The sequence below is a fragment of the Streptomyces sp. NPDC051963 genome, from assembly GCF_044593495.1.
In the GTDB taxonomy this organism is placed as follows: Bacteria; Actinomycetota; Actinomycetes; order Streptomycetales; family Streptomycetaceae; genus Streptomyces.
Genome location: NZ_JBIUCC010000011.1, coordinates 203519 through 224710, shown reverse-complemented (window position 1 = coordinate 224710; position 21192 = coordinate 203519). Strand labels below are relative to the sequence as shown.

Genomic DNA, 21192 nt, shown 5'->3' with positions numbered 1-21192 from the left:
CGGCAGCCCCTGGCGGGTTGCCGCCGTTCCGTGTTTAGGTGCGTCCTGTGGTTCTCTTATTGACACCGCTGGTGCACCGCTGGGAACGGGGAAGTGACTGAATGGCCGTAGGAGGCTTCTGCAGGCTGCCGACCGGCAGCGTGGTGGTGGCGTTGAATCTGCCCAGCCCCACCGTCGACGGCACGGGCTGCGTACGTGTCCTCGTGCACGCCCAGAACCGAGCGCGCGCCCTGACCAGGCTGCGCAATCTGGGTATGCGTGCGGTCTACCTGCGCGGCAACGCGTCCCCGCCGACCCCTGACGAGATCACCGCGGTCCTCCACCACCCCGACGGCCTGATATGGCGCACGGCGCCGGACGACGGCGTCCCCGTCCTGTCGCAGGAGCTGTGGCATCCGATCAGGGCGCTGCGGAGACGGCCGGCGGCTCCGGCGTAGCGCTGCGCGGGCGGTGTCGTGCCGGGCCGTCGCTCAGACGACCGGCTTGCCGGAGAGCTCCACGCCCGCCTCCCGCATCTCCTCGATCGCCCGCTCGGTGGTCTGCTCGGCCACCCCGGCGGTCAGGTCCAGCAGCACCTGGGTACGGAAGCCCTCGCGGGCGGCGTCGAGTGCGGTGGCGCGTACGCAGTGATCGGTGGCGATCCCCACCACGTCCACCTCGTCGACCTCACGGGCCCGCAGCCAGCTCGCCAGCGTCACGCCGTTCTCGTCGACGCCCTCGAACCCGCTGTACGCCGCCGCGTACGCCCCCTTGTCGAACACCGCGTCGATCGCGCCGGAGGCGACCGCGGGCGCGAAGTTCGGGTGGAAGCCCACGCCCTCGGTGCCGGCCACGCAGTGGGCCGGCCAGGAGTGGACGAAGTCGGGATTGCTGGCGAAGTGTCCGCCCGGTGCGATGTGGTGGTCGCGGGTCGCCACCACATGCCGGTAGCCGGCGGGCGCCTGCCCGATCAGCTCGGTGATGGCGGCGGCCACATCGGCACCCCCGGCCACCGCGAGGCTGCCCCCCTCGCAGAAATCGTTCTGCACGTCTACGACGATCAAGGCGCGGCGCATGGTCGGTGTCCTTCGACTATGGGGTCGGGGTGGATCAGGTGCGGGCCCGCCGGTGTGAAGTTACGAGCCTAGAGACTGGGAGCGCCCTAGGGGAGGGGGCATTTCAGGGCGCTCTCGAGGGCACCCGCTCTAGCTACCCGGGCGCTCGTGCGCGTACTCGGTCGGAATGACGGGTTCCCCGCGCGACAGCTGGGTGGCGGACAGCGGCAGTTTCGCGAGGGCGGCGATGTGCCGGTCGCGGGGGACGTCCAGCGGTTCGCGTGCGACCACGTCACCCCCCTTGACCAGCTCGACGAGAAGCTGCTGGTCGGCCAGGTCGCCGGGGACCGGTCCGGTGCCGACCACCTCGGCCTCGGCGACCCCGTCCGCGTCCCGTCGTCGAGCGGCCCACTTGCGGCCGCCGATGGAGGTTTTGCCTCCACTGGACTTCTTCGCGACCGGAACCAGTGGCTCCGTCGGGTCGGCGGACTCGGCTCGGGCGACCAGCTTGTACACCATGGAGCAGGTGGGATGGCCGGATCCCGTCACCAGTTGCGTGCCGACGCCGTACGCGTCCACCGGCGCGGCGGCCAGCGAGGCGATCGCGTACTCGTCCAGGTCCGAGGTCACGATGATTTTCGTGGCGGTCGCGCCGAGCTCGTCCAGCTGCTGCCGCACCCGGTGCGCGACCAGCAGCAGGTCCCCGGAGTCGATCCGGACGGCACCCAGCTCGGGCCCGGCGACCTCCACCGCCGTACGGACCGCCTCGGTGACGTCGTAGGTGTCCACGAGCAGCGTCGTGTTCCGGCCCAGCGAGTTCACCTGGGCCTGGAAGGCGTCCCGCTCGTGGTCGTGGAGCAGGGTGAAGGCGTGCGCGGACGTGCCGACCGTCGGGATGCCGTAGCGGAAACCGGCGGCCAGGTCGGAGGTGGTCGCGAAGCCGCCGACGTACGCCGCGCGGGCGGCGGCGACGGCCGCGAGCTCATGGGTGCGGCGGGCGCCCATCTCGATCAGGGGCCGGCCCCCGGCGGCCGACGACATCCGGGACGCCGCCGCGGCGATCGCGGAGTCGTGGTTGAGGATGGACAGGATCACGGTCTCCAGCAGCACGCACTCGGCGAAGGAGCCCTCGACCCGCATGATCGGCGAGCCCGGGAAGTACACCTCGCCCTCGGGGTAGCCCCATATGTCACCGCTGAAGCGGTAGTCGGCCAGCCAGGCCAGGGTCTCCTCGTCGACTATCCCGCCCTCGCGCAGGAAGCCGAGGACGTCCGCGTCGAAGCGGAAGTTCTCGACCGCGTCCAGGACGCGTCCGGTGCCCGCGACGACGCCGTAGCGCCGTCCGTTCGGCAGCCGCCGGGTGAAGACCTCGAACACGCTCCGCCGCTCGGCGGTGCCCGCCCTCAGCGCGGCCTGCAACATCGTCAGCTCGTACTGGTCCGTGAAGAGCGCCGTCGAGGGAACATCCACCGGCAGCCCAAGGTCCGCAACGCTCACCGAGCTCTCCTAGCAATGACTTTCCGGGTACCCCGGCGTCGGCCGGGGGTCCGGGGGCTGTCCCCCGGTGTGTGCAGCATGACTACGGATGGTACCCCCATCTCGTCAGTCTGACGATTTGGGGTCGATCCGGGGCCGATCGCAGGCGCATTTGTGCGACCACCCCCCTCCGGTGGCAGCATGGGCCTTGTGACGTCACCCGCTCCCGTAGAGATCGAACGCACCGAGTCGGCGGAGGAGGTTTTCGCCGTACCCGAGCCGGACGTCCCCTGGGTCACGATCGTGCACAACGACCCGGTCAACCTCATGAGCTACGTGACCTATGTCTTCCAGACGTACTTCGGCTATCCGAAGGACAAGGCCACCAAGCTCATGCTCGACGTCCACCACAAGGGCCGGGCGGTCGTCTCCAGCGGAAGCCGCGAGGAGATGGAACGCGACGTGCAGGCGATGCATGGCTACGGTCTGTGGGCCACCCTTCAGCAGGACCGGAAATAGACCGAACCCGCTCGCAGGACCGGAAGTAGCGAACTCACTTCATGCCAGGTCAATTCGAACCGCTCCCCGGCGGCGGCGCGGCCGTCGCACTCGACGACGTCGAGATCTCCATCATCCGGTCGCTGGCCGTCCAGCTCCTGGAACTCATCGGCCCCGGCCCCGGCGAGGACGCCTCCGACGACCCGCTGGCCGAGCTGTTCACCGACGGCCCGAGCGAGCCGCCCGCCGACCCCGTCCTCAGACGCCTCTTCCCGGACGCCTACAGCGACCCCGAGGCCGCGCCGCAGGCCGAGGAGGCCGCGGAGCAGAAGGCGTACTCCGCGGAGTTCCGCCGCTACACCGAGAACGACCTGCGCGCCGGCAAGCGGGACAACGCCCTCGTGGTGATCCGCTGCCTGGACGCGCTGAGCCCGGTCGACGAGGGCGGGGCGGTGCTCAAGCTGTCGGACGAGGAGTCCAAGCAGTGGCTCAACGCCCTCAACGACCTGCGCCTCGCGATCGGATCCCGGCTCGACATCACGGCCGAGGAGGACACCGACCTCCTCTACCGCCTCCCGGACGAGGACCCGCGCAAGCCGATGGTGATGGCGTATCTGTGGCTGGGCGGGCTCCAGGAGACCTTGGTCTCCACACTTATGCCGTGATTGTGGTGGTTCCGTGTTCGCTCAGCGGACGCTCAAATCCGGATAACGATCCCGTCACCGCAGCGGCCGCGTATGAACCCTCTGGGCGTTCTTTGTCCACTTCTCCCTGTGGTGTGCGCCACACGCCGTCAAGGTGATCAGTATTGCGGCCGTGATAAATCTTCACGACCGCCCGGCGAACACCACCCATTGTTCCGCCGGGTGCGCCACCGATCGGCAGACCGCCGGTTAGGCACAACGCTCCAGCAATCCGGGGGGATCGAGACCCGATCCGAGGCCGACGAAGGCCCGGGTCGGCATGGAGAAAGGCGCACCACACATGACCTCCGCTCAGGTCGACACGGACAAGGGCCCAGAGGAGTCGGAAGAGGGGTACGAGCGCGGACTCGGCAGTCGCCAGGTCCAGATGATCGCCATCGGCGGCGCGATCGGCGTCGGCCTGTTCCTGGGAGCCGGGGCGAACATCGCCAAGGCCGGACCCAGCCTCATCCTCATGTACGCCCTCGCGGGCGTGATCATCTTCTTCATCATGCGGGCGCTCGGCGAGCTCCTGCTCTACCGGCCGGTCTCGGGCTCCTTCGCGGAGTACTCCCGTGAATTCCTCGGCCCGTTCTTCGGCTACTTCACCGGCTGGACGTACTGGCTGATGTGGGTCGTCACCGGCATGGCCGAGCTGACGGCCGCCGCGATCTACGTCAACTACTGGTTCCCGTCGATCCCGCGGTGGGTCACGGCCCTGGTCTTCCTGGTCGTCCTGTTCGCGGCCAACCTGATCTCGGTCAAGCTGTTCGGCGAGATCGAGTTCTGGTTCTCGATGGTCAAGGTGACCGCACTGATCGGCATGATCGTGATCGGTCTCGGCGTGCTCACCTTCGGTTTCAGCTCCGCCGGTGACACCGCCGCCGTCTCCAACCTGTGGGCCTTCGACGGCTTCTTCCCCAAGGGCATCGGCTCGTCCCTGATGACCCTCCAGGGCGTCATGTTCGCCTACCTCGCGGTCGAGCTGGTCGGTGTCACGGCCGGCGAGTCCGAGAACCCGGAGAAGACCCTCCCCAAGGCGATCAACACCCTGCCCTGGCGGATCGCGCTGTTCTACGTCGGTGCCCTCACCGTCATCCTGTGCGTGGTGAAGTGGACCGAGTTCGCGGAAGGCGTCAGCCCCTTCGTCGCGGCCTTCGCCAAGATCGGCATCCCGGCCGGCGCGGGAATCGTCAACTTCGTCGTCCTGACCGCGGCCCTGTCGTCCTGCAACTCCGGCATGTACTCCACGGGCCGCATGCTGCGCACCCTCTCCGACAACGGCGAGGCCCCCAAGGTGTTCAGCAAGCTGTCGACGTCGAAGACCCCGGCCTTCGGCATCACCGTCTCCGTGCTTTTCATGGGCATCGGCGTCGTCCTGAACTACATCGTCCCGGAGAAGGCATTCGGCTACGTCGTCTCGGTGGCCACCGCGGCCGGCATCTGGACCTGGCTGATGATCCTGATCAGCCACGTCCTCTACCGCCGGGCGGTCGAGGCGGGGCGGCTGCCGGCGTCGTCGTTCCCGGCGCCGGGTGGTGCGAAGTGCTCGTACGTCGCCATCGCGTTCCTGCTCTTCGTCACCTGCCTGATCGCGTACGACGCCGACTCCCGCGTCTGCCTCTACGTCATGGCGGGCTGGGCCGTAGCCCTGGGCATCGGCTGGGCGATCCTCAAGAGCCGCAACCCGCAGATCACCGACCGTCGCGGCGAGCCGGAGTTCGACAAGGTCGGCTGAGCCGCCGGCATCGGTGCCCCGGACGTTCAGCCGCGCGGGAGTACTCGTGGCACTCCCCGCGGCTGCCGCTCAGAACGTCCGGCATATGGGCCGCCCCGTACCACCCTTCGGTACGGGGCGGCCTTCTGCTTATCCTGACGAACATGCTGACCATCACCCAGGCACTCGTCGACCAGATCGTCGCGCACGCGCGCAAGGACCATCCCGACGAGGCGTGTGGCGTCGTCGCCGGCCCGGCGGGTTCGGACCGCCCCGAGCGCTTCATCCCGATGCTGAACGCGGCCATGTCGCCCACGTTCTACGAGTTCGACTCCGGCGACCTGCTCAGGCTCTACCGCGACATGGACGACCGCGACGAGGAGCCGGTGGTCATCTACCACTCCCACACGGCGACCGAGGCCTACCCCTCCCGCACCGACATCTCCTACGCCAACGAGCCCGGCGCCCACTACGTCCTGGTGTCGACCGCGGACACGGACGACGCCGGTCCGTTCCAGTTCCGCTCGTTCCGGATCGTGGAGGGCGAGGTGACGGAGGAGGAGGTCAGGGTGGTGGAGTCGTACTGATCCCGTCCCGATCTCGTACTGCGGATGAAATGTGTCCGAAATGCGAGATCACATTCCAGGAGCCGGACCGGGAATCGATACGATGACCCCATGGTTTTCCACGACGTGAGCGACAAGACGCCGGGCATGCTGCTCGTGGCGCGGCTGCACGTCGACCTGTGCAGGCTCGCCAGCGCCATCTGTTGACGCCGACCCCTGCCGCCGTACGGCCGTGAGCCGCGGCGCCTCACCTGCGTAACCCCGCTGTACAGCGCTGCCGCGCGCCCACCGACCAGACACTTTCCGACAGGAGCCCTGAGCCATGGCCATCGAGGTCCGCATCCCGACCATCCTCCGCCAGTACACCGACGGTCAGAAGGCGGTGGAGGGCAGCGGTGACTCCCTCGCCGACCTGTTCGCCGACCTCGAGACCCGGCACAGCGGCATCCAGGCCCGCATCGTGGACGGCGGCCAGCTGCGCCGCTTCGTCAACGTCTACCTCAACGACGAGGACGTCCGCTTCCTCGACGGCATCAACACCAAGCTCACCGACGGCGACAACGTCACGATCCTGCCGGCCGTGGCCGGCGGCATGGTCTGATCCCAGATGCGCTACGACTCCCCGCTGGCCGCGGTGGGCAACACCCCTCTGGTGCGCCTGCCGCGGCTGTCGCCGTCCGCCGACGTCCGGATCTGGGCCAAGCTGGAGGACCGCAACCCCACCGGCTCCGTCAAGGACCGTCCCGCCCTGCACATGATCGAGCAGGCGGAGAAGGACGGCCGGCTCACCCCGGGCTGCACGATCCTCGAACCGACGAGCGGCAACACCGGCATCTCCCTCGCCATGGCGGCCAAGCTCAAGGGCTACCGCATGGTGTGCGTGATGCCGGAGAACACCTCGCAGGAGCGCCGGGACCTGCTCGGGATGTGGGGCGCGGAGATCATCTCCAGCCCGGCGGCCGGCGGCTCCAACACCGCCGTACGGGTCGCCAAGGAGCTGTCCGCCGAGCACCCCGACTGGGTGATGCTCTACCAGTACGGCAACCCGGACAACGCGGGCGCCCACTACGCCACGACGGGCCCGGAGATCCTCGCCGACCTCCCCTCCGTCACCCACTTCGTCGCGGGCCTCGGCACCACCGGCACCCTCATGGGCGTCGGCCGCTTCCTGCGCGAGAACAAGCCCGACATCAAGATCGTCGCCGCCGAGCCGCGCTACGACGACCTGGTGTACGGACTCAGGAACCTCGACGAGGGCTTCGTCCCCGAGCTCTACGACGCGTCCGTTCTGACGACCCGTTTCTCGGTCGGTTCGGCGGACGCCGTCACCCGCACCCGGGAACTGCTCCAGCAGGAGGGCATCTTCGCCGGCGTCTCCACCGGTGCCGCGCTGCACGCCGCGATCGGCGTCGGCCAGAAGGCGCTGAAGGCGGGCGAGAGCGCGGACATCGTCTTCGTCGTGGCCGACGGTGGCTGGAAGTACCTGTCGACGGGCGTGTACACGGCGGCGACGACGGAAGAGGCGATCGAGACCCTTCAGGGTCAACTCTGGGCGTGAGGCCCACTCACGTGGCGAGGTGACGGACCTGGTCCCAGAGGACCGGGTCCACCACCCCCGCCTTCCGCCGGAAGTCCCGCACCGGCACATCCCGCAGCTCGTCCGTCTCCAGGAAACTGGCCCGCCCCTGAGAATCGCCGACGGCACCCGGCGGCAGCGGGATCACGCCGGTCCGCTCGTCGCGATACTTGCTGGTGATCTTCGCGACGGTCGCCCGGCGCCCGCGCACGGCGAGCACCAGACACGGCCGGTCCTTGGCCCCCGGCCCGTCCTCGAACGGCACCTGGGCCCACCAGATCTCCGCAGGCCTGGGCCGCTGAGCAGTCCGTTCCCCCGGCCGCCCCGGCGGCCGCGTCCTGCGCCCCCGCGGCCGACCCCGCCCCCAGCCGTCGACGAGCGCGGCGACCAGCGCGAGCAGTACCACCGCCGCGAGCGCCAGCCACCAGGACGTATCCATACGACGACGTTACCCGCGCGCATTCACCCACGCGCGCCCTTCGCACCAGGCACACGCCCCCCGTCACGCGCCACCACCCTGTTCGGGCGCTGCGCGCCCCCCTTCGGCCCCGGCTTCGAGCCGAACCGGTGACACCACAGGTGAGTTCGCCCACAACAGCCCTTGGCGGAGGAGCGACCGGACGTTTTGCGCCTTACGCTCGACGGACCGCACGACCCCCGACGCACCTTCTCTCATTTCCCGCCAGCGGAGGTTTCTGCTTCATGAAGCTCACCGTCGTCGGCTGCTCGGGGTCGTTCCCGTCCGCGGAATCGGCCTGCTCGAGCTACCTCGTAGAGGCCGACGGCTTCCGGCTGCTTCTCGACCTGGGCAACGGTGCCCTGGGCGAGCTGCAGCGCCACTGCGGTCTTTACGACCTCGACGCGATCTTCCTCAGCCATCTGCACGCCGACCACTGCATCGACATGTGCGCGTACTTCGTCGCGCGCTACTACCGCCACGACGGCGGCCGCTGCGACCCGCTCCCCGTCTACGGACCCGAGGGCACGGAACACCGGCTGACCACCGCCTACGCGGACACCCCCACGGCCTCCTCCATGAGCGAGGTCTTCGACTTCCACACGGTCAAGCCGTCCACCTTCGACCTCGGCCCGTTCACGGTGCACACGGAACGCGTGGCCCATCCGGTCGAGGCGTACGGCATCCGCGTCGAGCACGGCGGGAAGTCCCTGACCTACTCCGGCGACACGGGCGTCACCCCGACGCTCGACGAACTCGCCCGCGACACCGACCTGTTCCTGTGCGAGGCCGCGTTCACGCACGGCAAGGAGAACATCCCCGACCTGCACCTCAACGGCCGCGAGGCAGGGGAGACGGCGGCGAGGGCGGGCGCCCGCCGCCTGGTCCTCACCCACATCCCCCCGTGGACCGACCCCCGGATCAACCTGGCCGACGCCCGCGCGGCGTACGACGGTCCGGTGGAACTGGCGGCGCCGAGGGTGTCGTACGAGATCTGATCCAAACGCCGACGAAGGCCCCGGTACCTCCTCGGTACCGGGGCCTTCGTCATGCCGTACGACCGGAACTCACGCCTTGGTGAGGTCCTCGACCTCCTCCTCGGGCTCGCGGCCCGGGGTGGGGAGGTTGAACTTGGTGATCGCGAAGCGGAAGAGGAAGTAGTAGATCGCCGCGAAGACCAGACCGATCGGAATGATGAGCCATGGCTTGGTGGCCAGGTTCCAGTTGAGCGCGTAATCGATGAAGCCCGCGGAGAACGTGAAGCCCGCGTGGACGCCGAGCGCCCAGGTGATCGCCATGGACAGAGCGGTGAGCACGGCGTGGATCGCGTACAGCACCGGGGCGATGAACATGAACGAGAACTCGATCGGTTCGGTCACACCGGTCACGAAGGAGGTCAGCGCGAGCGAGATCATCATGCCCATCACGGCCTTGCGACGCTCGGGACGAGCGCAGTGAGCGATCGCGAGCGCGGCGGCCGGCAGACCGAACATCATGATCGGGAAGAAGCCCGACATGAACTGACCGGCGTCCGGGTCCCCGGCGAAGAAGCGGTTCAGGTCACCGTGCACGACATCGCCGGCGGCGTTGGTGAAGTCGCCGATCTGGAACCAGGAGACGGTGTTCACGAACTGGTGCATGCCGACTGGGATCAGCGCACGGTTGATCAGACCGAACAGGCCCGCACCGAAGGCGCCGAGGCCGGTCATCCACTCGCCGAAGTCGGAGATGACCTCACCGATCGGCTCCCAGACCAGGCCGAAGAAGACGCCCATGACGGTGCCGACGAAGGCCATGATGATCGGTACGAGCCGGCGGCCGTTGAAGAAGCCGAGCCAGTCGACCAACTTGGTTCGGTGGTAGCGCTGCCACAGCACGGCGGCCAGCAGACCCATCACGATGCCGCCGAGGACACCGGGATTGTTGTAGGTCGCGGCTATGTCCTCGCCGGCCTGGACCTTCGCCTCGGTGACCGGGAACGCCTTCAGGACGTTGCTGTACACCAGGAAGCCGACCAGGGCGGCCAGCGCGGTCGAGCCGTCCGCCTTCTTCGCGAAACCGATCGCGACACCGATACAGAACAGCATCGGAAGGTTGTCGAAGATCGCGCCGCCGGCCGTGGCGAAGACCGCCGTGACCTTGTCCGGCAGGTTCAGCTTCTCCTGGACGTCGGTCTGGCCGAGGCGCAGCAGAATGCCCGCCGCCGGCAGCACGGCGATCGGCAGCTGGAGACTGCGGCCGACCTTCTGCAAACCCTGGAACAGGCCGGATCCCCGCTTCTTTGCGGGGGCCGCCGATGTGGTGGCGGTGCTCATACATCCTCCATCGTGGTGGTCTACACCACTCAGTGGTGTAGACCTGTTTCTAGCACGGTGAAGGGCGGATAAGGAACCCGCTCGGAGGTGCGTTCAGACCTTCGTTACGTCCTCGATTTCTTCCTCCGGTTCCCGCCCCGGAGTCTTCAAATCGAACTTCGTGATCGCGAAGCGGAAGACGACGTAATAGACGACCGCGAAGCACAGGCCGATCGGGATGATCGCCCAGGGTTTGGTCGCCAGGTTCCAGTTGATGACGTAGTCGATGAGGCCGGCGGAGAAGCTGAAGCCGTCGTGGACGCCGAGGCCCCAGGTCACCGCCATCGAGACGCCTGTCAGCACTGCGTGGACCGCGTAGAGCAGGGGGGCGATGAAGAGGAACGAGTACTCGATCGGCTCGGTGATGCCCGTGACGAAGGATGTCAGGGCGACGGACAGCATCAGGCCGCCGATCTCTTTGCGGCGGTTGGGCTTTGCGCAGTGTGTGATGGCGAGGGCGGCGGCCGGCAGGGCGAACATCATGATCGGGAAGAAGCCCGAGGTGAACTGGCCCGCGTTCGGGTCGCCCGCCAGGAACATGTTGATGTCGCCGTGTACTTCCGTGCCGTCCGGCTTGGTGTAGGTGCCGAACTGGAACCAGATGGGCACGTTCAGGAACTGGTGCAGACCGATCACCAGCAGGGCCCGGTTGGCGAGGCCGAACACGCCCGCACCCCACGCGCCCAGATCGCTCATCCAGTCGCTGAAGTTCTCCAGCGCGTCGCCGATCGGCGGCCAGACCCACAGGCTCAGCGACGCGATCGCGATCGCGACGAACGCCATGATGATCGGCACGAGCCTGCGGCCGTTGAAGAAGCCCAGCCAGTCGACCAGCTTGGTGCGGTGGTAGCGCTGCCAGAAGTAGGCCGTCAGCAGGCCGATGACAATGCCGCCGAAGACGCCCGGGTTCTGGTACGTGTACGCGACCACCGTCCCGTCCGTCCCCTGGCAGCCGGTGGTGACCTCCGTCGTGCCGACCTCGCAGTCCTCCGGGAACTGACGCAGCACGTTGAAGTAGACGAGGAACCCGACGACGGCCGCGAGCGCGGTGGAGCCGTCCGCCTTCTTCGCCATGCCGATCGCGACACCGACACAGAACAGCATCGGCAGGCCCAGTGCACCGTCCAGCAGCGCGCCGCCCGCGGCCCCCATCACCTTGGAGACGTTGTCCCAGCCGAGCCCGTCCGCACCGAACACATCCGGCTGGCCGAGCCGGTTGAGGATGCCGGCGGCCGGCAGCACGGCGATGGGCAGTTGGAGACTGCGGCCCATTTTCTGAAGGCCCTGGAACAGCTTGTTCCAGCGGAGGCGGGCAGGGCCGGCGGCGGCGCTGTCGGAACTCATGGACGCCCCTCGGTAATGTGGTGTAGACCAGTTGACGGACGGTTCCGCTGTCGTGACCGCCATCCTTCGGTACACACGGCATGACCGCTCGCGAAGATGGGCCAACTGTGGGTTACTGCGACAAAGCGGTTCGGATCAGGGAGAAAGAACATGGCCACCAAGGCTGAGAAGATCGTTGCCGGGCTGGGCGGCATCGACAACATCGAAGAAGTCGAGGGCTGCATCACCCGCCTCCGCACCGAGGTCCACGACCCCTCCCTCGTGGACGAAGCGGCCCTCAAGGCGGCCGGCGCACACGGCGTCGTCAAGATGGGCTCGGCGATCCAGGTCGTCATCGGCACCGACGCGGACCCGATCGCGGCGGACATCGAAGACATGATGTGAGCACGCACGCTCACTGAGGAGGGGGCTCTTCCCGACGCGGGAGGAGCCCCCTCCGTATGTGCGGCTAGGCTCAACGTCATGTCTCGAATCGACGGCCGCACCCCCGAACAGCTCCGCCCCGTACGCCTCGAACGCGGCTGGAGCAAGCACGCCGAGGGCTCCGTCCTCGTCTCCTTCGGCGACACCAAGGTCTTCTGCACCGCCTCCGTCACCGATGGCGTCCCCCGCTGGCGCAAGGGCAGCGGCGAAGGCTGGGTCACCGCTGAGTACTCGATGCTGCCCCGCTCCACCAACACCCGCGGCGACCGCGAATCCGTCAAGGGCAAGATCGGCGGCCGCACCCACGAGATCAGTCGTCTCATCGGCCGCTCGCTGCGCGCGGTCATCGACTACAAGGCACTCGGCGAGAACACCATCGTGCTGGACTGCGACGTGCTCCAGGCCGACGGCGGCACCCGCACGGCTGCGATCACCGGCGCGTATGTGGCGCTGGCGGATGCCGTCGCCTGGGCCCAGGGCAAGAAGCTGATCAAGGCCGGCCGCCAGCCCCTCACCGGCACGGTGAGCGCGGTCTCGGTCGGCATCGTGGGAGGAGTTCCGCTGCTGGACCTCTGCTACGAAGAGGACGTACGCGCCGAGACCGACATGAACGTCGTCTGCACCGGCGACGGCCGTTTCGTCGAGGTCCAGGGCACCGCCGAAGCCGAACCCTTCGCCCGCGAAGAGCTCAACGCCCTGCTGGACCTGGCCGTTTCCGGCTGCGCCGAACTCGCTGTCCTCCAGCGCAAGGCGCTTGATACGGTCCTCGAAAAGTAAAGGGCACGCCAAGACAGCAGGCAGCCGCGGGCAACCCCACAGCACGGCCTCGCGTCACTAGAGGTACGGGCGCACGGTGGCCACTGTGCGCCCGGCCACGTAACGGGGGGCCTCCGAGGCCTGCGCTAGGGAGGAAACGAACCATGGCCGTGAGCCGTAGCCGCCGTCCACGCATAGCCGTCGTCGCCGCCGTGGCGGCCGTCGGGCTGACAGTCGGACTGACCACCGGCTGCGACGCCGTCAACAAGGCGCTGGACTGCGTCCAGACCGCCGACGCCATCGCCGACAGCGTCACCGACCTTCAGCAGGCCGTGGAGAGCGCCGCCAACGACCCGACCCAGCTCGAGGAGTCCCTCAACTCCATCGACCAGAACCTCGACGACATCGGCGACAAGACGGACAACGCCGACGTCAACAAGGCGGTGGACAACCTCCAGCAGGCCGTCACCAACGTCCGGGACGCCGTCAAGAACGGCGACGAGACCCCCGACATCAGCCCGGTCACCGACGCGGCCGGCGAACTCACCAAGGTCTGCACGCCGTAGGGAAACCACGGGCGGGCGAGCCCTGGATACTGAACGGCATGACCCGCCTGATCCTCGCCACCCGCAACGCCGGAAAAATCACCGAGCTGCACGCGATCCTCGCCGACGCAGGTTTCCCTCACGACCTCGTCGGCGCGGACGCCTACCCCGACATTCCCGACGTCAAGGAAACGGGCGTGACGTTCGCCGAGAACGCGCTGCTCAAGGCCCACGCCCTGGCCCAGGCCACCGGCCTCCCCGCCGTCGCCGACGACTCCGGCCTCTGCGTCGACGTCCTGAACGGCGCACCCGGCATCTTCTCCGCCCGCTGGGCCGGTAAGCACGGCGACGACCGCGCCAACCTGGACCTGCTGCTGGCCCAGCTCTCCGACATCGCCGACGAACACCGGGGCGCCCACTTCGCGTGCGCGGCGGCGCTTGCGCTGCCGGACGGGACGGAGCGGGTGGTCGAGGGGCAGCTGCGGGGGGTGCTGCGGCATACGCCGGCCGGCACGAACGGGTTCGGGTACGACCCGATCCTCCAGCCCGAGGGGGACACGCGGACGTGCGCGGAACTGACGGCTGAGGAGAAGAACGCGATCAGCCACCGGGGGAAGGCGTTCCGGGGGTTGGTGCCGGTGGTGCGGGAGTTGTTGGGCTGAGTGCTGGTGCGGCCGGAGGGACTCGAACCCTCACGGGAGTTACCCCACTGGGACCTAAACCCAGCGTGACTGCCAATTCCACCACGGCCGCCAGATGATGCTGCCCGGTCATGCTACTGGCCGGGCAGCACCGTCAGATCCCCAGGTCCTTGATGATCTTGGCCACGTGCCCCGTCGCCCGCACGTTGTACAGCGCCCGCTCGACCTTGCCCTCCTCGTCCACGATGACCGTCGACCGGATGACACCCATGTACGTCTTGCCGTAGTTCTTCTTCTCGCCGTAGGCGGCGTAGGCCTCGGTGACGGACTTGTCGGGGTCGGCGAGCAGGGTGACCTTCAGGTTCTCCTTCTCGCGGAACTTGGCCAGCTTCTCGGGGGCGTCGGGGGAGATGCCGATGACGTCGTACCCCGCGCCGGCCAGCACCTCCAGGTTGTCCGTGAAGTCGCAGGCCTGCTTCGTGCAGCCGGGGGTCAGGGCTGCCGGGTAGAAATAGACGATGACCTTGCGGCCCTTGTGGTCCGCGAGGGAGACCTCGGTGCCGTCGGCGTCGGGGAGGGTGAAGGCGGGGGCGGTGTCCCCGGGCTGGAGTCGCTCACTCATTCCGCCAGAGTAACGGGGGGTCCTGACAGTGCGGTCGGCGTAAGAGCTGACAGACTGTCCGGAACAAGGCAGCACCAGACTTCGGAGGCCGTACGGTGGCGGACACCTCGGACACCAGAACCCCGGCGCAGATCGAGGCGGACATCGCGCGCCGCCGCGACGTGCTGGCCGAGACGCTCGACGAGATCGGGGTGCGGGTGCATCCGAAGACGATCGTCGGGGACGCCAAGGCCAAGGTCGTCTCCAATGTCGACCGGACCCTCGGCCGGGCCTATGTGGGCGTCAACCGGGTCGTGAGCGATGTGAAGGGGCAGTTCGTCGATCACGAGGGCGCACCCCGGCTGGAGCGCATCGTGCCCGTGGCCGTCGTCGCCGTCGGGCTCGTGGGGCTGCTCGCACTGGGCACCCGGCGTCGCAGGGGCTGACCCAGCGGCCTACGGAGGGGTCAAAGGCAGGTAGGTTCGTGGCGTGAGCGCCAACAAGAACGAGCACAGCACCCACGACAAGCTGCCGATCCGGATGCTGCACGACCGCGTACTCGTGCGGCAGGAGACCGGTGAGGGCGAGCGGCGGTCGGGCGGGGGCATCCTCATCCCCGCCACGGCGGCGGTCGGGCGGCGACTGGCCTGGGCCGAGGTCGTCGCGGTGGGACAGAACGTACGGACCGTCGAGGTGGGCGACCGGGTGCTGTACGACCCGGAGGACCGGGCCGAGGTGGAGGTGCGGGGCACCGCCTATGTGCTGATGCGCGAGCGCGATCTGCATGCCGTGGCCGCGGACCGCTTCGAGGGGTCGGAGGACTCCACCGGGCTGTACCTGTAGATCAGCGGTCCAAAGGGGCTGGTGACCATCGTCACCAGCCCCTTTTCCATGCCCTTTGCTACCTTTGAAGGGCACCCGACGAGACGCGCCGTACCGGGGATGAACGCAAAGACGACGCACCGCCGTCAGTTCCGTTCCGTCTCTCGGAGGTGCTCCTCATGGCCTGGGTTCTGCTTGTCGTCGCCGGTCTGCTCGAAGTCGGCTGGTCGATCGGGATGAAGTACACCGACGGGTTCACGCGCCTGGTTCCCAGCGTGCTCACCGGCGCGGGCATCGTCGCCAGCATGTTCCTGCTGTCGTACGCAGCGAAGTCCCTGCCCATCGGTACCGCCTACGGCGTGTGGGTCGGGATCGGGGCGGCCGGTGCGGCGGTGCTCGGCATGGTGGTGCTGGGGGAGCCGGCGACCGCCGCCCGGATCTTCTTCGTCTGTCTGCTGCTGGTCGCCGTGGTGGGGCTGAAGGCGACCTCGGGTCACTGAGGGCTCGGCGGAGCTCCGCCGATCACCCCCGTCGTATCGTCGCCGCCGCCTTCGGTCGTGTCTCCTGTGGTGCCCTCGCCGGTGTCCCCGGTGGTCCCGTCCGTCGTGCCGCCGGTCGTCGTGTCGCCCGTGGTACCGCCCGTGCTCGTGTCGCCCGTCGTGCCGCCGTCGGTCGTCGTGCCGCCGTTCGTGGTCTCGCCCGTGGTGGTCGCGCCGCCGTCGGTCCGGCCCTCGGTGTCCTCCCCGTCGGTGGGGGTGCCGTTCGTCGGCCGGCCCGACGGGGCGCCGTCGGTGGGGGCGCCGGTGCCGGGGTCGGTCGGCTCTCCGGTCGTCGGCAACTCCGGTTCGTCGGCGCCTTCCTGGAGCTGGAGGTCGAATTCGCTGACCGGCGTGCCCTTCAGGGCCTCCTTGGTGAACTGGGCCCAGATCTCGGCGGGCGCGCCGCCGCCGTTGATGCGCTCCAGGCCCATGGCGCCGTAGAGGGACTCGTGTGTGGCAGTGACCGGATCCTGGCCCATGACGGAGACGACGGTCGCCAGGTCGGGTGTGTAGCCCGCGAACCAGGCGGCGGTGTCCTCCTCGGCGGTGCCGGTCTTGCCCGCCGCGGGGCGCCCGGCGGCCTGGGCGGCGGTGGCGGTGCCGTTGTCGACGACGCTCTGCAGGATCGACGTGGTGGTGTCGGCGGCCTCGCGGCTGACGGCCTGCCGGGTGCTCCGCTCGGGCAGTTTCACGACGTCCGCGCCGTCCTTCGTGATCTTGTCGATCAGGGTGTACGTGCCGTGCTTGCCGTGGTTGGCGAGCGTCGCGTACGCCTCCGCCATGTCGAGGACGCTGGCGGTGGCCGGGCCCAGTGCGATGGACGGCGTGGCGGTCAGGTCGGGGGTGTTGCCCGGGATGCCCAGGTCGACCGCGGTCCGGCGGACCTTGTCGGGGCCGACGTCGACGGCCATCTGTGCGTACACCGAGTTGACGGACTTGTCGGTGGCGGTGCGCACGGAGATGTCGCCGTAGTTGACGTCGTCCTCGTTCTCGGGCGCGTAGCTGCCGCTCCAGCCCTGCACGGGGCGTTCGCTGGTGCCGTCGTAGTAGGTGTTCGGCGTGATGGGCTGCCCGTCCTGGGTGACGGACTCGTTCTCGACGGCCGAGGTGAAGACGAACGGCTTGAAGGTGGAGCCGACCTGGAAGTCACCGCGGGTGGCGTTGTTCGTGTACTGCTTCACGTAGTCGATGCCGCCGTACATGGCGACGACCCTGCCGGTCCTGGGGTCGACGGCGGCGCCGCCCGCGCGGACGTAGCTGTCGACCTTGTTGTTCTTCCGGTCGAGCTTGTCCATCAGCTGCTCGTCGACGGCGTCGACGAAGGCGTTCTGCTTGCTCTTCTGGAGGGTGGTGGTGATGCGGTAGCCGCCGGCGTCGAGCTCGTCCGCGGTGACGATCTTGTTCTCGATGAGATAGTCCTTGATCGCGTCGACGATGTAGCCGCGCTGTCCGGACATGCTCGTCGAGACGCTCGCCTCCTTCGGCACCGGGAACTTCAGGCCCGCCCGGTCGCCCTCGCTGAGCCAGCCCTCCTTGACCATGCCGTCGAGGACGTAGTTCCAACGGGCCTGGGCGGCGGCCTTGTTCTCCGGGTGGGCGACGATGTCGTACTCGCTGGGCGCGTTCAGCAGGGCCGCGAGATAGGCGCCGTGGGCCGCGTCCAGGTCGGTGGCGTCCATGCCGTAGTACGCCTGGGCCGCGGCCTGGATGCCGTAGGCGTTGCGCCCGAAGTAGCTGGTGTTGAGGTAGCCCTGGAGAATCTCGTCCTTGCTCTCCTCGCGGTCCAGCTTGATCGAGATGAAGAATTCCTTCACCTTTCGGGTGACGGTCTGTTCCTGGGCCAGGTAGTAGTTCTTCACATACTGCTGAGTGATCGTCGAACCGGACTGCTTGCCCTTGCCGGTCGCCGTGTTCCAGGCCGCGCGGACCATCGCCTTGGGGTCGATCGCCGACTCGCTGTAGAAGTCGCGGTCCTCGGCGGCCAGTACGGCGTGCTGCGCGGACTTGGAGATCTGTGCGAGGGAGACGTTCTCCCGGTTGACCTCGCCGTCGCGGGCGAGCTGACTGCCGTCCGCGTAGAGGTAGATGTTGCTCTGCTTGGTCGCGAGCGCGTTCGCGGGCGGGATCTTGACCAGGGAGTACCCGAGGAAGAACAGACCGGCCAGCAGCATTATCCCGATGACGAGGGTGCCGAGCACCATGCGCCAGGTCGGGATCAGCCGGCGCCAACCGGTGCGCCCGGGGCGCTTCTTGCCGCTCGGCTGCTGCGTCGCCTCCGGCCCTCTCGGGGCCCAGCCCGGGCTCGGCCGGTTCGGCTGCGGCTCGTCGTTCATGTTGTGCACGGACTCCTGTTTTACGTCGTACGTTCCCGTACGCCCTTGTTCGCCTTCTGTGCCCCCCTGTTGAAGACTGTCGCACTCGGCGATCAGTTCCCTGACCTCGGCGCGTGTCGGCCCGGAAAATACGTGGCAGTTCATGGCGGCGGCGCACTAGGCTCCTGCGCTTCGGTGCCGAGTGGGCGAGGGGGCTGTGGGTGTGGACTCGGTACGGTTGTACGCGGCCGTCGCGAGGGGGAGTTTCAGACGGTACGCGACGTATCGGGCGGCCACCGCGGCCGGAGTGTTCACGAACACGGTCTTCGGACTGATCCTCGTCTACACGTATCTGGCGCTGTGGGACGAGCGACCGCACCTCGGGGGGTACGACCAGGCGCAGGCCGTGACGTATGTGTGGCTGGGGCAGGCGCTGTTCGCGGCCGTGGCCATTCAGGGCGGCGGCTTCGAGAGCGAGCTCATGGAACGCATCCGTACCGGCGAGATCGCCATCGACCTGTACCGGCCGGCCGATCTCCAACTGTGGTGGCTGGCGAGCGACTTGGGACGGTCGCTGTTCCAGGTCCTGGGGCGGGGGGTGATCCCGTTCGTCTTCGGTGCGCTGTTCTTCCCGATGGCCCTGCCCAGGGACGTCGGCACCTGGGCGGCGTTCCTGGTCGCGTTGCTGCTGGCGATGGTCGTCAGCTTCGGGATCCGCTACCTGGCGGCGCTGAGCGTGTTCTGGATCATGGACGGCAGGGGCGTCACCCAGGCGCTGATGGTCACGGGGCTCTTCTGCTCGGGCATGACCCTGCCGCTGAACGCCTTCCCCGGCGCGCTCGGCGACGTGGTCCGGACGCTGCCGTGGGCCGCGCAACTCCAGATGCCGGCGGATGTGCTGATGGGGGAGACCGACGCGCTCGGGGCGTTCGCCTTCCAGGCGGTGTGGGCGGTGGCCCTGCTCGCGGCGGGACGACTGGTGCAGGGGGCGGCGACGCGGCGGGTGGTGGTGCAGGGTGGGTGAGATCTCCAGGGTCGCGGAGGGCCTGCGGGCCTACCGGCTGATCGCCGGGATGTGGATCCGGGCCGGCATGACCTACCGGACCTCCTTCGTCGTCACGATCTTCGGCAACCTGATGCTGACCGGGCTGGACTTCGTCGGGATCCTGCTGATGTTCTCGCAGGTCGACTCGCTCGGCGGCTGGACGCTGCCCGAGGTGACCTTCCTGTACGGCCTGTCCGCGACGGCGTTCGGGATCACCGACCTGCTGCTCGGCTCGACGCAGGCCCTGGGCGTCCGGATCCGCGACGGGTCGTTCGACACGCTGCTCGTCCGGCCCGCACCGGTGCTCGCCCAGGTCGGCGCGGACCAGTTCCCGTTGCGCCGGCTGGGCCGGGTCACCCAGGGGGCGCTGGTGCTGTGCTGGGGGCTGTTCGCCGTCGACGTCGAGTGGACCGCGGCCAAGGTGCTGCTGGTGCCGGTGATGCTGGTCAGCGGCGCGGCGATCTTCTCGGCGCTGTTCGTGGCGGGCGCGGCCTTCCAGTTCCTGGCGCAGGACGCCTCCGAGGTGCAGAGCGCGTTCACGTACGGCGGCACCACGATGCTTCAGTACCCCCCGACCCTGTTCGGACAGGACCTGGTGCGCGGGGTGACGTTCATGGTGCCGCTCGCCTTCGTCAACTGGCTGCCCGCGTCCTACGTGCTGGGGCGGCCGTATCCGCTCGACCTGCCGACGTGGGTGACGTTCATGTCGCCGGTCGCCGCCGGAGTGTGCTGCGCGCTGGCGGGTCTGGCATGGCGGGCCGGGCTTCGCTCATACCGAAGTACAGGGAGTTAGTGAGCCGTGACTGAGCGTTTCATCGAGCTCGACCGAGTCGAAAAGGTCTTCGTCGTCCGCAAGAAGGCCGGCTTCCTCAAGCGGGAGCGGCGGGAGGTGCGGGCGGTCGACTCGCTCACCTTCTCCGTGGCGCGGGGCGAGATGGTCGGCTACATCGGCCCGAACGGTGCCGGAAAGTCCACGACGATCAAAATGCTCACCGGCATCCTCACCCCGAGCGGTGGCCGGCTGCGCGTCGCCGGTATCGACCCGTCCCGCGAGCGCACGCGCCTCGCCCACCGGATCGGGGTGGTGTTCGGGCAGCGCACGACACTGTGGTGGGACCTGCCGCTGATCGACTCCTACCGTCTGATGCACCGCATGTACCGGATCCCGGACGCCCGTTACCGCGAGAACCTCGCTCGCTGCGTCGAACTCCTGGAACTTCAGACCCTGTTGGACGTGCCGGTGCGGCAGCTCTCGCTCGGCCAGCGGATGCGCGGCGACATCGCGGCGGCCCTGCTGCACGACCCCGAGGTGCTCTACCTCGACGAGCCGACGATCGGCCTCGATGTCATCTCCAAGGCCAAGGTGCGGGAGTTCCTGCGGGAGTTGAACACCGAGCGCGGCACCACCGTCCTGCTGACCACGCACGACCTCCAGGACATCGAGCAGCTGTGCTCGCGCGTGATGGTCATCGACCACGGGCGCCTGATGTACGACGGCCCGCTCGCCGGCCTGCACGAGGCGGGCGAGAGCGAGCGCACCCTGGTGGTGGACCTGGAGCGGGAACTCCCGCCGATCGAGGCGCCGCCCGCCAGGGTCGTACGGGTGGAAGGGCCGCGCCAGTGGCTGGCCTTCCCGGCGTCGGAGTCGGCGGCCCCGCTGGTGGCGAGCATCGCGGCGCAGTATCCGCTGGTGGACCTGTCGGTGCGGGAGCCTGACATCGAGGCCGTGATCGCCAGGATGCTGCATTCACTGGGGGACACCCCCAAACCCCCGCAGGAGCGGGCGACCGCATAGTGTCCGCG

26 protein-coding genes, 1 tRNA gene and 1 riboswitch are annotated in these 21192 nt (G+C 68.5%); of the genes, 19 read left to right on the top strand and 8 right to left on the bottom strand.

Annotated elements, in window-relative coordinates; all coding sequences use genetic code 11:
- Positions 1-101 precede the first annotated feature (101 nt).
- Positions 102-437: a hypothetical protein gene (locus ACIHFB_RS39650; protein ID WP_365283328.1), complete on the top strand. Its 336-nt coding sequence runs from the start codon at positions 102-104 to the stop codon at positions 435-437.
- Positions 438-470: 33 nt separating this feature from the next.
- Here ACIHFB_RS39650 and ACIHFB_RS39645 read toward each other — a convergent pair whose 3' ends face one another.
- A complete protein-coding gene (locus tag ACIHFB_RS39645; RefSeq protein WP_365283326.1) occupies positions 471-1055 on the bottom strand; it encodes a nicotinamidase in 585 nt (194 codons plus the stop codon).
- Between the two features lie 129 nt (positions 1056-1184).
- Entirely contained in the window at positions 1185-2531 is a 1347-nt protein-coding gene (locus ACIHFB_RS39640) for a nicotinate phosphoribosyltransferase (protein ID WP_365283324.1), read from the bottom strand.
- 180 nt (positions 2532-2711) lie between these two features.
- Between ACIHFB_RS39640 and clpS the strand changes: the two genes are divergently transcribed.
- The 7 genes from clpS (at position 2712) to ACIHFB_RS39605 (ending at position 7532) form a co-directional block, all read left to right on the top strand.
- Positions 2712-3029 carry an ATP-dependent Clp protease adapter ClpS gene (gene clpS, locus ACIHFB_RS39635; RefSeq protein WP_089106662.1) on the top strand — a complete coding sequence of 106 codons (318 nt, stop codon included), beginning with the start codon at positions 2712-2714 and terminating at the stop codon, positions 3027-3029.
- A 41-nt stretch (positions 3030-3070) separates the two neighbouring features.
- Complete coding sequence (locus tag ACIHFB_RS39630; protein ID WP_365283322.1) at positions 3071-3673, top strand: DUF2017 domain-containing protein; 603 nt, start codon at positions 3071-3073, stop codon at positions 3671-3673.
- Between the two features lie 319 nt (positions 3674-3992).
- Positions 3993-5429 (top strand): amino acid permease, encoded by a 1437-nt coding sequence (locus tag ACIHFB_RS39625; RefSeq protein ID WP_365283320.1) that lies wholly within the window; start codon positions 3993-3995, stop codon positions 5427-5429.
- 143 nt (positions 5430-5572) lie between these two features.
- Positions 5573-5995 (top strand): M67 family metallopeptidase, encoded by a 423-nt coding sequence (locus ACIHFB_RS39620; RefSeq protein ID WP_365283318.1) that lies wholly within the window; start codon positions 5573-5575, stop codon positions 5993-5995.
- Positions 5996-6085: 90 nt separating this feature from the next.
- Positions 6086-6181, top strand: a complete 96-nt coding sequence (locus ACIHFB_RS39615; protein ID WP_020270288.1) for a putative leader peptide — start codon at positions 6086-6088, stop codon at positions 6179-6181.
- A 115-nt stretch (positions 6182-6296) separates the two neighbouring features.
- Entirely contained in the window at positions 6297-6575 is a 279-nt protein-coding gene (locus ACIHFB_RS39610; RefSeq protein ID WP_365283315.1) for a MoaD/ThiS family protein, read from the top strand.
- A 6-nt stretch (positions 6576-6581) separates the two neighbouring features.
- Entirely contained in the window at positions 6582-7532 is a 951-nt protein-coding gene (locus ACIHFB_RS39605; RefSeq protein WP_365283313.1) for a cysteine synthase, read from the top strand.
- 7 nt (positions 7533-7539) lie between these two features.
- Here the strand turns inward: ACIHFB_RS39605 and ACIHFB_RS39600 are convergent, their stop codons facing one another.
- Positions 7540-7989 carry a type II toxin-antitoxin system PemK/MazF family toxin gene (locus ACIHFB_RS39600; protein WP_365283311.1) on the bottom strand — a complete coding sequence of 150 codons (450 nt, stop codon included), beginning with the start codon at positions 7987-7989 and terminating at the stop codon, positions 7540-7542.
- 263 nt (positions 7990-8252) lie between these two features.
- Here ACIHFB_RS39600 and ACIHFB_RS39595 point away from each other — a divergent pair, with 263 nt between their 5' ends.
- The gene (locus ACIHFB_RS39595) at positions 8253-9005 is read left to right on the top strand and encodes an MBL fold metallo-hydrolase (RefSeq protein ID WP_365283309.1); all 753 of its coding nucleotides are present in this window, start codon (positions 8253-8255) and stop codon (positions 9003-9005) included.
- Positions 9006-9074: 69 nt separating this feature from the next.
- On the opposite strand, the gene ACIHFB_RS39590 is transcribed toward ACIHFB_RS39595, so the two are convergent.
- The gene (locus ACIHFB_RS39590) at positions 9075-10322 is read right to left on the bottom strand and encodes a PTS transporter subunit EIIC (protein ID WP_365283307.1); all 1248 of its coding nucleotides are present in this window, start codon (positions 10320-10322) and stop codon (positions 9075-9077) included.
- Positions 10323-10415: 93 nt separating this feature from the next.
- On the bottom strand, positions 10416-11705 hold the full coding sequence (locus tag ACIHFB_RS39585; RefSeq protein ID WP_365283305.1) for a PTS transporter subunit EIIC: 1290 nt from the start codon (positions 11703-11705) through the stop codon (positions 10416-10418).
- A gap of 150 nt (positions 11706-11855) precedes the next feature.
- Here ACIHFB_RS39585 and ACIHFB_RS39580 point away from each other — a divergent pair, with 150 nt between their 5' ends.
- The 4 genes from ACIHFB_RS39580 (at position 11856) to rdgB (ending at position 14091) form a co-directional block, all read left to right on the top strand.
- Positions 11856-12089: a glucose PTS transporter subunit EIIB gene (locus ACIHFB_RS39580; protein ID WP_210594094.1), complete on the top strand. Its 234-nt coding sequence runs from the start codon at positions 11856-11858 to the stop codon at positions 12087-12089.
- Between the two features lie 78 nt (positions 12090-12167).
- Complete coding sequence (gene rph, locus ACIHFB_RS39575) at positions 12168-12905, top strand: ribonuclease PH (RefSeq protein WP_365283303.1); 738 nt, start codon at positions 12168-12170, stop codon at positions 12903-12905.
- Between the two features lie 143 nt (positions 12906-13048).
- Positions 13049-13450, top strand: coding sequence for a hypothetical protein (locus tag ACIHFB_RS39570; RefSeq protein WP_365283301.1), 402 nt, complete (start codon positions 13049-13051; stop codon positions 13448-13450).
- A gap of 38 nt (positions 13451-13488) precedes the next feature.
- Positions 13489-14091: an RdgB/HAM1 family non-canonical purine NTP pyrophosphatase gene (gene rdgB, locus ACIHFB_RS39565; RefSeq protein ID WP_400129434.1), complete on the top strand. Its 603-nt coding sequence runs from the start codon at positions 13489-13491 to the stop codon at positions 14089-14091.
- 4 nt (positions 14092-14095) lie between these two features.
- Here the strand turns inward: rdgB and ACIHFB_RS39560 are convergent.
- Positions 14096-14182: transfer RNA gene (locus tag ACIHFB_RS39560), tRNA-Leu, on the bottom strand.
- A gap of 42 nt (positions 14183-14224) precedes the next feature.
- A complete protein-coding gene (bcp, locus tag ACIHFB_RS39555; protein WP_365283297.1) occupies positions 14225-14692 on the bottom strand; it encodes a thioredoxin-dependent thiol peroxidase in 468 nt (155 codons plus the stop codon).
- 95 nt (positions 14693-14787) lie between these two features.
- Between bcp and ACIHFB_RS39550 the strand changes: the two genes are divergently transcribed.
- From ACIHFB_RS39550 to sugE, 3 genes are all read left to right on the top strand, one after another.
- Positions 14788-15117 (top strand): DUF3618 domain-containing protein, encoded by a 330-nt coding sequence (locus tag ACIHFB_RS39550; protein WP_210594101.1) that lies wholly within the window; start codon positions 14788-14790, stop codon positions 15115-15117.
- Between the two features lie 94 nt (positions 15118-15211).
- Complete coding sequence (locus ACIHFB_RS39545; RefSeq protein WP_247197870.1) at positions 15212-15514, top strand: co-chaperone GroES; 303 nt, start codon at positions 15212-15214, stop codon at positions 15512-15514.
- 46 nt (positions 15515-15560) lie between these two features.
- A riboswitch (guanidine-III (ykkC-III) riboswitch) is annotated at positions 15561-15635 on the top strand.
- 37 nt (positions 15636-15672) lie between these two features.
- Positions 15673-15993: a quaternary ammonium compound efflux SMR transporter SugE gene (sugE, locus tag ACIHFB_RS39540; protein ID WP_210594103.1), complete on the top strand. Its 321-nt coding sequence runs from the start codon at positions 15673-15675 to the stop codon at positions 15991-15993.
- On the opposite strand, the gene ACIHFB_RS39535 is transcribed toward sugE, so the two are convergent.
- Positions 15987-18365: a transglycosylase domain-containing protein gene (locus ACIHFB_RS39535; protein WP_365283292.1), complete on the bottom strand. Its 2379-nt coding sequence runs from the start codon at positions 18363-18365 to the stop codon at positions 15987-15989. The two genes, sugE and ACIHFB_RS39535, sit on opposite strands and share 7 nt — an antisense overlap.
- Positions 18366-18567: 202 nt before the next feature.
- Between ACIHFB_RS39535 and ACIHFB_RS39530 the strand changes: the two genes are divergently transcribed.
- From ACIHFB_RS39530 to ACIHFB_RS39520, 3 genes are read left to right on the top strand one after another with little or no spacing between them, the layout of a single operon-like run.
- Positions 18568-19368 (top strand): ABC transporter permease, encoded by an 801-nt coding sequence (locus tag ACIHFB_RS39530; RefSeq protein ID WP_400129433.1) that lies wholly within the window; start codon positions 18568-18570, stop codon positions 19366-19368.
- 49 nt (positions 19369-19417) lie between these two features.
- Positions 19418-20182 carry an ABC transporter permease gene (locus ACIHFB_RS39525; protein WP_400129485.1) on the top strand — a complete coding sequence of 255 codons (765 nt, stop codon included), beginning with the start codon at positions 19418-19420 and terminating at the stop codon, positions 20180-20182.
- A gap of 6 nt (positions 20183-20188) precedes the next feature.
- Entirely contained in the window at positions 20189-21184 is a 996-nt protein-coding gene (locus ACIHFB_RS39520) for an ATP-binding cassette domain-containing protein (RefSeq protein ID WP_400129432.1), read from the top strand.
- Positions 21185-21192 lie beyond the last annotated feature (8 nt).